This window comes from Nesterenkonia sp. PF2B19 (assembly GCF_001758425.2).
In the GTDB taxonomy this organism is placed as follows: Bacteria; Actinomycetota; Actinomycetes; order Actinomycetales; family Micrococcaceae; genus Nesterenkonia; species Nesterenkonia aethiopica.
This window is the reverse complement of record NZ_MDSS02000085.1, coordinates 1-9885: the sequence shown is the minus strand read 5'-3', so window position 1 is coordinate 9885 and position 9885 is coordinate 1. Positions and strand designations below refer to the sequence as shown.

Genomic DNA, 9885 nt, shown 5'->3' with positions numbered 1-9885 from the left:
CGGCGATGGTCAGCCGGGCGAGCCGCTCGGCCTGCCGGTCCGCCGCGGTGCCGTGCATGATCCTCCAGGCCTGTTCGACGTCGTCGGGCGGTGTGGTGCGCAGGGAGACCACGACGGCGACGACGCCGGCCACCGGGGCGGCCACCAGAGTGGGGGCCACCAGCAGCTCCCGCCACCAGGCCGGCTCCAGGAGGCTTCCGGCGGTGAACATGACCACCGCGAGCGCCCCGCCGGTGAGCATCCCGGCCACCGCACCCCGGGCGCTCAGGCGGCGCCACCAGATGGCCAGCACGATCACCGGGGTCAGCGTGGAGCCCGGCGACGGCGAACGCCCAGGTGACCATGGTGGCCACCAGGGACGGCATGGCGGGGGTGAACGCGTCGGGCCGCAGGGCGATGGCCAGGGCGGCGGCGGTGGCGGCGGCCACCAGGGTGGTGAGCCGGCCCGCCCACACCGCCTGACGCTGGGTGGCATGCGGGTTGATATGGCGTTCGTAGACGTCATGGCCCCAGGTGGCGGCGGAGGCGAGCAGCAGCCCGGCCGCGGTGGACATCGCGGCGATCAGCGCGGCGGCGGCCACCAGCCCGAGCCCGGATTCGCCGCCGTAGATGCGCCCCAGCACCGGCAGGGCGTGCTCGGGGATGCGCAGCACCCCGTCGATGGTGAGCGGCTCCAGCCAGGGGTGGTCGGCCACGGCGGCGGGGATGATGTCCCGCGCGGCGGTGCCCAGCATGACCGCCAGCGCGTAGAAGGCGCCGATGAGCATCAGCACCCAGACCGTGGTGGTGCGGGCGGCCCGCCCGGTGGGGGCGGTGAAGTAGCGGTTCATCACATGGGGCAGCCCGGCGGTGCCGAGCCCCAGGGTGACCACCAGCGCCACCTGGCCCAACTGGCCGTAGCGGGCGCCGGGCTCTCCGAACACGGCGGCCTCGCCGTCGTCGATGTGGTTGGTCTCGGGCTGGAGCTCCCAGCCCTGTGCCCCTTCGGCGGGATTGCTCAGCGGCTCCTGGCTGAGCTGCTCCACCGCCTGCCCGTAACGGAAGCCGTCGCCGGTGACCACCAGAGCCAGCCAGATGAGCGCGGTGAGCAGCAGCAGGAACTGGACGGCCTGGTTCCAGGTGGTGCCGCGCATCCCTCCGAAGGCCACGACGACGGCGATCACCGCGGTGGAGAGCAGCACCCCGGTGGCGTAGGGGCTCAGTCCCATCACGCCGTGGCCGACCAGCAGCTCCCAGGTGATGCCGCCGCCCACGGACTGCGGGATCAGGTAGAAGAGGATGACCAGCTGCACGATCCCCACGGCGGAGAGCCGGACCGCGTCGGACCCGAGCCGCCGGCCCAGGAAGTCAGCCAGGGAGAATTCGCCGAAGCGGCGCAGCGGGGCGGCCACCAGCAGCAGCACCGGCACGAACCCTGCGGCGAAGCCGACGGCGTACCAGGCGCCGTCGAGCCCGGAGACGTAGACCGCAGCAGCGACCCCGAGGAAGGAGGCCGCGGAGAGGTAGTCCCCGCAGATGGCCCAGGAGTTGGTGACGACTCCGACGCGCTGCCCGGCCAGGTAGAAGTCCACCGTGGAGGAATGCCGCGGGCGGGTGATGAAGGAGACCCCGAGGACGATGACCAGCACGGCGGTCAGCGTGATGATGGAGGCGGCGGTCATCGGCCGGCCTCCCGGTCGTCGTGACCGTCCTGCGGGTCGTCGGCGTCGGCGTCGGCATCGGCATCGGCATCGGCATCGGCATCGGGATCATGGAACGGCGATTCGGGCGGGACTGCGGCGTCGAGCAGGATGCGGCCGTCGTCGTCGTGCCGATCGTGCGGCTGCCTGCGGGCCTCCCTCGTGGTATTTTCCGCAGGCTCGTCGAGGACATGCTCCGTTCCGACCCCGGCATGGCCCAGCATGCGGGACTCCACCGAGGAGCTGAGAGTCGCGGCGGCGATGCCGATGACGGCGAAGACCACGTAGAGGCCGACGCCGGCAGTGAGGAAGCCGGGGCTGAGATGGCCGACCAGCTGGGCCTCGGACCACCAGTCCAGGGTCATGGTCAGCACCGGGAAAGCGGCCACCAGCAGCAGGAACACCACGAAATAGGTGGCTGCGATACGGCGCAGCGTGCGGAAGACGGCGTCGACCTCGGCCGGAGTGTCTCTGACCTCCGGGGAATCGCCCCAGGAGTCCCCGAACCCCCGCAGCCCCAGGTCATCGCGTCTCATGCCGCCAGTCTAGGCAGGCGCCCGGACCCTCCGGAGCGGCAGCGAGGCAACCCGGCCGACGGAGCGCTCATGCTGCGGGCCGCGCCCTCCACAGGCGCACGGCCACGCGGATCAGGACGACCGCGCCGCCGCTGGCGAGGATGAGCCCATGCCAGGCAGCAGGCCGCCCCAGGAGCCGGTCTGCGCCGAGAGCTGGACCAGCCGGACTCCCTGCGCCCCGACGATCAGGCCACCAGCGCCCCGGGGACGATCGCATGGGCGATCGCGAGGCCCCGCTTGGGGACGAAGCCTCCGGCGAAGGCCAGGAACCCGACGGCGAGGGTGACCACGCCCGGCCCGTCGGTGCCGCGCAGCGCGAAGCTCTCCCCCGCGATCGGGATGACGACCCACGGCAGGAACGCGGAGATGATGAGCATCAGACCACCGAGGATCATGGCGGAGCTGCCGGCGTGGAACACGCCCCAGCCCGTGGCGCGGCCAGCCCTGATGCGGGCCGTGATGCCGCCGAAGATGCCCTTCTCGGACCCGCCGGAGCCTCCGGCCCCCGCGGGCGAGGCCGTACTGCTGCTGCCCATCGCTGTGCCGTTCGCCGTCGTCGTCATGCCCCGATTCTACGAGTGACCAGGGTCACAGGGGCCACCCCGTCCGGCGAATGACCGCCGGACGGCAGTCAACAGTCCACGAACGGCAGGTTCCGCGCCGCGAGCGGTCACCGACACCCCGCACCGACCGCTCGCAGACCCATACCCGCCGCTGGCGAACACAGGGGCGCCGTCTGCGGAGCATCGCTTGTGAGCTGACTCACAGTGGGGTTTCTTGGTCTCATGACCTGCGCCGCCCGAGTGTGGCGCGCAGCCGTCCTGGGCAGCACCGCACAGGATCACTCCGCATTGGAAGGGAAGGGAGTCTCCCATGGCCGACACGGCATATGAGAGCACCTCCGGCGGCGCCCCGCCAGAACAGGACAACTCCTGGCGTGAGCGCTACTGGAAGAAGAATCTGCGCCTGATGATCGTCCTGCTGGCGATCTGGTTCACCGTCTCGTTCGGCTTCGGCGTGCTGCTGATCGAGCCGCTGAACGCCATCGAGATCCTGGGCTTCCCGCTCGGGCTCTGGTTCGCCCAGCAGGGATCCATCTACACGTTCGTGATCCTCATCCTGGTCTACGCCCTGTGGATGGACCGGATCGACGACGAGTTCGGCGTCTCGGAGCGCAACGGGGACGGTGAGCGAGCATGAGCGACATCCAGTTCTGGACCTTCTTCTTCATCATCCTGACCTTCGGGCTCTACATCTTCATCGCCTGGCGCTCGCGGGTGAAGGAGACCAAGGAGTTCTACGTCGCCTCCCAGGGCGTGCCGACCATCGCCAACGGTGCGGCGGTCGCCGCCGACTGGATGTCAGCCGCCTCCTTCATCGGCATGGCCGGCCTGATCGCCTTCCTGGGCTCGGACGGCTCGGTCTACCTGATGGGCTGGACCGGCGGCTACGTGCTGCTGGCCCTGCTGCTGGCCCCCTACCTGCGCAAATGGGGCAAGTTCACCGTCCCGGAGTTCGTGGGCGACCGCTACTCCGAGTCGGTGCGCATCGTCGCCGCCGTCGCCGCCATCGTGGTGTCCTTCACCTACGTGGTCGGCCAGATGAACGGCGGCGGCATCGTCTTCAGCCGCTTCCTGGGGCTCAACCTCACCTGGGGCGTCATCGTCGCCGCCGCGATCATCTTCTTCTACGCGGTGCTCGGCGGCATGAAGGGCATCACCTACACCCAGGTGGCGCAGTACACCGTGCTGATCATCGCCTACCTGATCCCCGCCGTCGCGGTGGCCCAGCAGACCACCGGCATCCCGGTGCCGCAGATCTCCTACGGGAAGATCCTCGCCGAGTTGGACTCCCTGAGCACGGAGTTCGGGCTGCATGAGTTCACCCAGGCGTTCGCCGGGCGCGACGGCGGCCAGATCGACGTGTTCCTGGTGACGGCCTCGCTGATGCTCGGCACCGCCGGCCTGCCGCACGTGATCATCCGGTTCTACACCACCAAGACCGTCCGCGGCGCCCGGTACTCGGCCTTCTGGGCCCTGTTCTTCATCTCCCTGCTGTATCTCACCGCCCCCGCGGTGGGCGCGTTCACCAAGCTGAACCTGCTGCAGGGCGTGCGGGGCGCCACCGTGGACCAGCTGCCGGCCTGGATCGAGACCTGGGGCGCCACCGGCCTGGTGACCGTCGCCGACGGCGTCGACACCATCGAGACGGTGTCCAACAACGCCGCCTCCGGTGCGGATCTGATCGTCAACAACGACATCCTGGTGCTCGCCTCTCCGGAGATCGGCGGCCTGCCCGCCCCGATCATCGGCCTGATGGCGGCCGGCGGCATGGCGGCGGCCATGTCCACCGCGGCCGGGCTGCTGCTGGTCATCTCCTCGGCCGCCTCTCACGACCTGTACTTCCGGGTCTTCAAGAAGGAGGGCGCCTCCGAGAGCCAGCAGATGCTGGTGGGACGTGTGGCGATGGCCGCGGCGATCGTCATCGCGATCTTCGCCGGCATCAACCCGCCAGCGTTCGTGGCCCAGGTGGTGGCGTTCGCCTTCGGACTGGCGGCCTCCACGTTCTTCCCGATCCTGATCCTCGGGATCTTCTGGAAGCGCGCCAACGGAGTCGGCGCCACCGCCGGCATGCTGACCGGTCTGGTCTTCACCGCTACGTACATGATCTACACGCTGGAGGTGTTCGGCACCGGATCCAACGACCACATCCTGGGCATCAGCCCCGAGGGCATCGGTGCCGTCGCGCCCTGGTCAACTTCATCGTCACCATCGTGGTGTCGAAGCTGACCGCCCCGCCGTCGCACGAGGTGCAGGAGATGGTCGAGTCCATCCGCTACCCGCAGCAGCGGAAGGTGGGCGCAGACGTCTGACGCTCCGGGTATCGGGCTCAGCCATCCCCTTGCCTGAGCCGCACATCCGGACGGTGGCGGCCCCGTTCGCGAGGTTCCTTCGGGACCTCCGGGCGGGGCCGTCGTCGTGGGTTGTGGGGTCCGGCCCACCTCACACCACCCCACCCCACCTCACACCACCCCACCCCGCCCCGCCGAGTTGGTCTGGAGTTGCGGGTATTCGACTCGATCGAGCCGAGTATCCACAACTCCAGACCAGCTCACGCCGGGGCGATGGTGTTCTCCCGCACCCAGCCCAGGTAGCCCGGGGAGCCGTCGAGGATCGGCTGGACGATCAGCTCGGGCTCCTCGTACGGGTGGTCCCTGGTCAGCAGCTCCTTGATCCCTGGGACGGCCGCGGCGGTGGTCTTCACCGTGAGCAGCTGCTCGGGGTCATCATGCACCTCGCCCTTCCAGCGATAGAAGCTGCGGACGGCGCTGACCTGCACGCAGGCGCCGAGGCCGGCGTCGAGAAGCGCGGCGGCCAGGCGTTCGGCCTGCGGCTCATCCTCCACGGTGGTCTGGACGGTCACGAACTCTGCGGCGGTGGGCTGGACATCGTCACACATGGCTCCAGTGTGCCGCACACCCCGCCGGTGACGTGGTCTGAAGTATGCGAAACTCGACTCGATCGAGCCGAGTACCCGAAACTCCGGACCAACTCGGCCCCAACGGACAGCCTGAGCCCGGGGGACGCCCTCAGTCCAGGTGCTTGGCGGTGGTGTCCGGGGCCAGGCGCAGCATCACGACGACGGCGGCCGCCACGCCCACCAGGCAGACGGTGAAGGCCCCCGCCAGCCCCAGCCAGGGCTGCAGCCAGCCCACGAAGAGCAGGGGCCCCACGCCCGCGCCGATGCGGGAGACCGTGGAGGCCCAGCCGAAGCCCGAGCCGCGCATCTCCGTGGGGTACAGCTCGGAGACGTAGGTGTAGAGCACCGGGATGGCGATCTGGATGATCAGCCCGAAGCCGAGCACCATGACCAGCACCAGGGACGGGACGTCCATGACCAGCGCGAGCCCCACCAGCAGGGCGGTGGCGACCGGGGCGCTGACCGCCAGCAGCGCCTTGCGGCCCGTGGCCTCCACCAGCACGGTGGAGATCAGCACCCCCACGAGCCCGACGCCGGCCATGCCGGCCGAGGTGATGAACGCACGGGACTGCTCGTAGCCGGCCTCGATGAGGAAGTGCGGCATCCACTGCAGGGCGATGTAGTAGACGGTCATCACCGCCAGGAACATCACCCACGCGACCGTGGTGATCCGCCAGCTGTGCGCCCACACTCGACGCAGCTGCACCACCAGGGAGCCGAGGGTCAGGCTGGAGGACTCCGTGCCCGGGATCAGCACGTACTCCCGCGGGGCCGCCCCGGTGCGGGCCACCATGCCGTCGATGATCCGCCGGGCTTCCTCGGTCCGGCCTTGTCGGATCAGATACATGGGGGATTCTGGGACGAAGAGCCGTACGGCGAAGACCAGCAGGGCGGGGAGGATCATGGCCAGAAGCGGCAGCCGCCAGTCGCCCCAGACGCCGACCAGCAGAGCGGAGACGAACCCGGCCAGCGCCGCCCCGATGGGCCACCAGCCGTCCATGGCGGTCAGCACCCGGCCCCGATGCTTGGCAGGGGTGAACTCGCCGACCAGGGCGTAGTCCACCGGCACGCATCCGCCCAGGCCGATGCCGGCCAGGAAGCGGAAGAGCACGAACCAGCTGAGGTCGTTGGTCATGGCCCCGGCGATGGTGAAGATCGAGAAGATCAGCAGCGTCCAGGCGAAGGCCTGCTTGCGGCCGATGCGGTCCGCGATGGTGCCCCACATGACTGCGCCGACCGCCATGCCGATGAGGTTGGCGGTCCCGATCCACGCGGCCGGGGAGGGCGTGAGTCCCCATTCCTCGCTGAGCAGCGGGATGAGGATGCCGTTGAGGGAGACGTCCCAGGCGTCGAACATGAAGCCGAGGCCGCCGATGAGGAAGATCCGGCCCTGAGTGTTCCAGCGCCACGGCAGGGACTGGACGATCATCTCCCCGGTGGGGCGGGCGTCACGGGGTGCGGTGGTGGTGTTCTGAGGCACGAGCACTGAGTGTAGAGCAGACGACGGCGGCCCCGGAGTCCATGGCCGAGCCGCCCTCATCGGACGTCATCTCGGCGTGGACTCTCGGGGCCGCCGTCGTCGTGCTGCTTCTGGGACGCGGGACCGACGAGCTCCGCAGAAGGGGCGTCAGTCCGTGGCGATCACTCCCAGGTGATCTCGAGCTCCTCGGCGGTCATGTCGACCACCGGGTCGCCCAGCCAGCGCGGGTCGCCGGTCCACAGCTCGTAGAGGTCGGTGCTGCCGCCTGAGCGTCCCTCGTACTCCACGTCGACGGTGATGCTCACATAGTCGGATCCCACCAGGTTCGGGTTGCTCCAGTCGAGCCGCGGCTCGATGTTCTGCAGGGCCTGCTGGTCGGAGGTCGACATCGAGCGCTCGATGGAGCCTTCGATGACTTCGGCGCCGGAGACCTCGTCGGGCATGTCCAGCCCGCAGCCGGCCTCCTTCTCATTGGAGGCCACGCAGTCCTCCACCTCGGTGATGATCAGGTCCCGCCAGGTGTCCTCAGCCTCTTCGGTCAGCGCCGGAGTCAGGTCCGCCGTGGAGACGTAGGTGTCGGTGGCGTGGACGACGCTGTCGCCGTCGAACATGAAGTTCTCGTGGGCGATGTCCAGCTCATAGGCCGCACCGAAGAACACGTAGGTGTCGGAGGTGGTGAACTCGACGCCATTGAGCGTGACGTCCAGGGAGCCCGCCGAGGGTTCGCTGATGCTGATCGCACCGTCGAGGAACCAGGAGTCGCCCTCGTCATCGGTGGAGGTCCAGAAGCGGTGGGTCACGGACTCCTCACCCAGGGTGAAGGAGGCGGTGACCTCCTCGCTGAACGCGTAGTCGCCCACCTCCACCTCGTTGACCGAGATCTCGGAGATCGGCGCGAGCTCCACCGAGACGTCCAGGACCTCCTGGGTCATATGCGTGGTGTCGGAGGGCGCGTCGATGAGCGAGAGCGCGCCCTCGACGTCTCCCTCCGCGAGCGCAGTCAGATACGCCTCGACTGCTCCGTGCGGTGTGGAGTCTGCGCCCGGCTCGACGCTCGACTCACCCTCGCCCTCGCCACCGTTCTCGCCACCGTTCTCCGCCTCGGCATCTCCTCCGCCGCGGCCGAGCACGAGGAACAGCACCACGGCGATGACGATGATCAGCAGCGCCGCGCCGCCGATCAGCCCGAAGATCAGGCCCTTGCCCGGCCCCTTGCCGGAGCCGTCGGGGCCGCCCGGGCCTCCGGGCTGGCCAGGTCCACCAGGCCGCCGGGACCACCGGGACCTGCTGCTCCGCCGGCGCCATAGCCGGCCTGCCCGTACTGGTCACCATACTGCTGGCCGCCGTAGCCCTGCTGCCCGTAGCCTGGCTGGCCCTGCTGGCCGTACCCGGGTTGGCCCTGCTGGCCATATCCGGGCTGCCCCTGCTGGCCGTAGCCGGGCTGGGCGCCATAGCCTCCCGCTGCCTGCGGGCTGGTTGCGCCCGGCTGCCGAGGGTCGGGCTGGCCCTGCTGGGGGTCCTGCCCCGGCTGCCAGCCGCCTTGCTGTCCGTATGGGTTGTTCTCCGACATGAGTCGCCCCTCTGTCAGTCAGTCGATGCTGACTCCGGTCCTGATCACAGTGCGGTGGATGGGTCCACGTGCCGGAGTCCAGACCCGAAGGGCTGACCTCGATGCAGGCGCGAACCATCGCGGAACACACTGGTCCCGCACTCTCCCTCGGGCGCAACCCTACCTTCATCATGTAGCGGGTTCCGCATGGTGACAGTCATGCAGACGGAATGTTGTGAAGTCGTGACGTACGTGTCAGGGCGGCACGCATAGCCGCCCTGTCGGCGTCGTTCTGGTCCTGTGCCGACGCGAGGGACGCTCTGCTGCGCTGCGGTCAGTCCAGGGTGCCCGCACGGAAGGAGCGGGCGGAGACCTCCAGCTCCTCGGCGGTGCGGATCAGCTGGTCCGCCCGGGCGGTCATGCGACGGGCGACGTCCTGGGAGGTGCCCTCATGGTTGTCCGCCCAGAGGGCCTCCCCGCGGGCGATGACCCGGCAGAAGGCGGCGGCCCGGTCGAAGGCGACGTCGATGTCCCCGGTATACATGCCCGCCAGGACCATGTCCGCCAGCTTGGTCATCTCATCGGACGTGGGCGGCTCGGGCACGCCCGCGATCGCAGCGGTGGTGGTGCCGTCCCCACGGCCGGTGCGGTAGTACTCGGCCAATCGGCGGGGGTTCTCCTGGACGGCGGCGCGGATGGCGTAGATCCGCCACAGGCTGCCTGCCAACGAATGGGCCGGGGAATCAGCCCACAGCTCCGCGATGGCCTCGATGCCCTCCGTCTCGGCGAGCCTGATGAAGCGTTCGGTGATCTCCGGATCGTCCGAGTCCCGGCCGTGGTACACCAAGGCGTGGGCGGTGTCGTGGGCGGCCTGCGAGATCGTCGCCGGGTCGGCGCCGCCCTCCTGCTCGTCGAACACCGCGGGCTCGGTCATCTTCGGTCGGCGATGGCGGGCTGTGCTGCTCATCACGTCTCCTTCCGGTGGGGGCAATTATGCGTGAATCGTCGCTGGTCACCAGGGTGCGACGAGACTCATGGAAAGTCCCCGCGTAGCAAGGGGCCGTGCCTCAGATGAAAGTCCCCGCCAAAGGTAGAGGACTCTGCAGGTGAGGATCGGTCACG

At 69.4% G+C, this 9885-nt stretch carries 10 protein-coding genes; 2 read left to right on the top strand and 8 right to left on the bottom strand.

All coding sequences use genetic code 11. The features are described 5' to 3' along the window. From BCY76_RS16320 to BCY76_RS16310, 3 genes are all read right to left on the bottom strand, one after another. On the bottom strand, nt 1-1661 hold a 1661-nt coding region (locus BCY76_RS16320), incomplete at its 3' end, for a sodium/solute symporter (RefSeq protein ID WP_237090237.1). Further along, entirely contained in the window at nt 1658-2215 is a 558-nt protein-coding gene (locus BCY76_RS18745; RefSeq protein WP_070158639.1) for a hypothetical protein, read from the bottom strand. The genes BCY76_RS18745 and BCY76_RS16320, both read right to left, overlap by 4 nt. Nucleotides 2216-2439: 224 nt before the next feature. Continuing rightward, nucleotides 2440-2817: a hypothetical protein gene (locus tag BCY76_RS16310; protein WP_237090236.1), complete on the bottom strand. Its 378-nt coding sequence runs from the start codon at nt 2815-2817 to the stop codon at nt 2440-2442. Between the two features lie 310 nt (nt 2818-3127). Between BCY76_RS16310 and BCY76_RS16305 the strand changes: the two genes are divergently transcribed. Then, nucleotides 3128-3454 carry a DUF4212 domain-containing protein gene (locus BCY76_RS16305; protein WP_083277246.1) on the top strand — a complete coding sequence of 109 codons (327 nt, stop codon included), beginning with the start codon at nt 3128-3130 and terminating at the stop codon, nt 3452-3454. Continuing rightward, the gene (locus BCY76_RS16300; protein ID WP_237090235.1) at nt 3451-5043 is read left to right on the top strand and encodes a sodium:solute symporter family protein; all 1593 of its coding nucleotides are present in this window, start codon (nt 3451-3453) and stop codon (nt 5041-5043) included. Before BCY76_RS16305 ends, BCY76_RS16300 begins: the two co-directional genes overlap by 4 nt. A gap of 322 nt (nt 5044-5365) precedes the next feature. Here the strand turns inward: BCY76_RS16300 and cutA are convergent, their stop codons facing one another. From cutA to BCY76_RS16275, 5 genes are all read right to left on the bottom strand, one after another. Continuing rightward, nucleotides 5366-5713 (bottom strand): divalent-cation tolerance protein CutA, encoded by a 348-nt coding sequence (gene cutA / locus BCY76_RS16295; protein ID WP_070158637.1) that lies wholly within the window; start codon nt 5711-5713, stop codon nt 5366-5368. A 130-nt stretch (nt 5714-5843) separates the two neighbouring features. Next, a complete protein-coding gene (locus tag BCY76_RS16290) occupies nt 5844-7163 on the bottom strand; it encodes an MFS transporter (protein ID WP_237090238.1) in 1320 nt (439 codons plus the stop codon). Nucleotides 7164-7375: 212 nt separating this feature from the next. Next, nucleotides 7376-8359: a hypothetical protein gene (locus BCY76_RS16285; RefSeq protein WP_070158636.1), complete on the bottom strand. Its 984-nt coding sequence runs from the start codon at nt 8357-8359 to the stop codon at nt 7376-7378. Between the two features lie 47 nt (nt 8360-8406). Further along, nucleotides 8407-8784, bottom strand: a complete 378-nt coding sequence (locus BCY76_RS16280; protein WP_070158635.1) for a hypothetical protein — start codon at nt 8782-8784, stop codon at nt 8407-8409. Nucleotides 8785-9097: 313 nt separating this feature from the next. Then, nucleotides 9098-9730, bottom strand: a complete 633-nt coding sequence (locus BCY76_RS16275) for a hypothetical protein (RefSeq protein WP_070158634.1) — start codon at nt 9728-9730, stop codon at nt 9098-9100. Nucleotides 9731-9885: the final 155 nt, after the last annotated feature.

What these genes read in the sequence shown, in the direction of transcription:
- BCY76_RS16310 (WP_237090236.1), bottom strand. Translation starts at nt 2,817, where the DNA reads ATGACGACGACGGCGAACGGCACAGCGATGGGCAGCAGCAGTACGGCC.
- BCY76_RS16305 (WP_083277246.1), top strand. Translation starts at nt 3,128, where the DNA reads ATGGCCGACACGGCATATGAGAGCACCTCCGGCGGCGCCCCGCCAGAA.
- BCY76_RS16300 (WP_237090235.1), top strand. Translation starts at nt 3,451, where the DNA reads ATGAGCGACATCCAGTTCTGGACCTTCTTCTTCATCATCCTGACCTTC.
- BCY76_RS18745 (WP_070158639.1), bottom strand. Translation starts at nt 2,215, where the DNA reads ATGAGACGCGATGACCTGGGGCTGCGGGGGTTCGGGGACTCCTGGGGC.
- BCY76_RS16290 (WP_237090238.1), bottom strand. Translation starts at nt 7,163, where the DNA reads ATGATCGTCCAGTCCCTGCCGTGGCGCTGGAACACTCAGGGCCGGATC.
- BCY76_RS16280 (WP_070158635.1), bottom strand. Translation starts at nt 8,784, where the DNA reads ATGTCGGAGAACAACCCATACGGACAGCAAGGCGGCTGGCAGCCGGGG.
- BCY76_RS16275 (WP_070158634.1), bottom strand. Translation starts at nt 9,730, where the DNA reads ATGAGCAGCACAGCCCGCCATCGCCGACCGAAGATGACCGAGCCCGCG.
- cutA (WP_070158637.1), bottom strand. Translation starts at nt 5,713, where the DNA reads ATGTGTGACGATGTCCAGCCCACCGCCGCAGAGTTCGTGACCGTCCAG.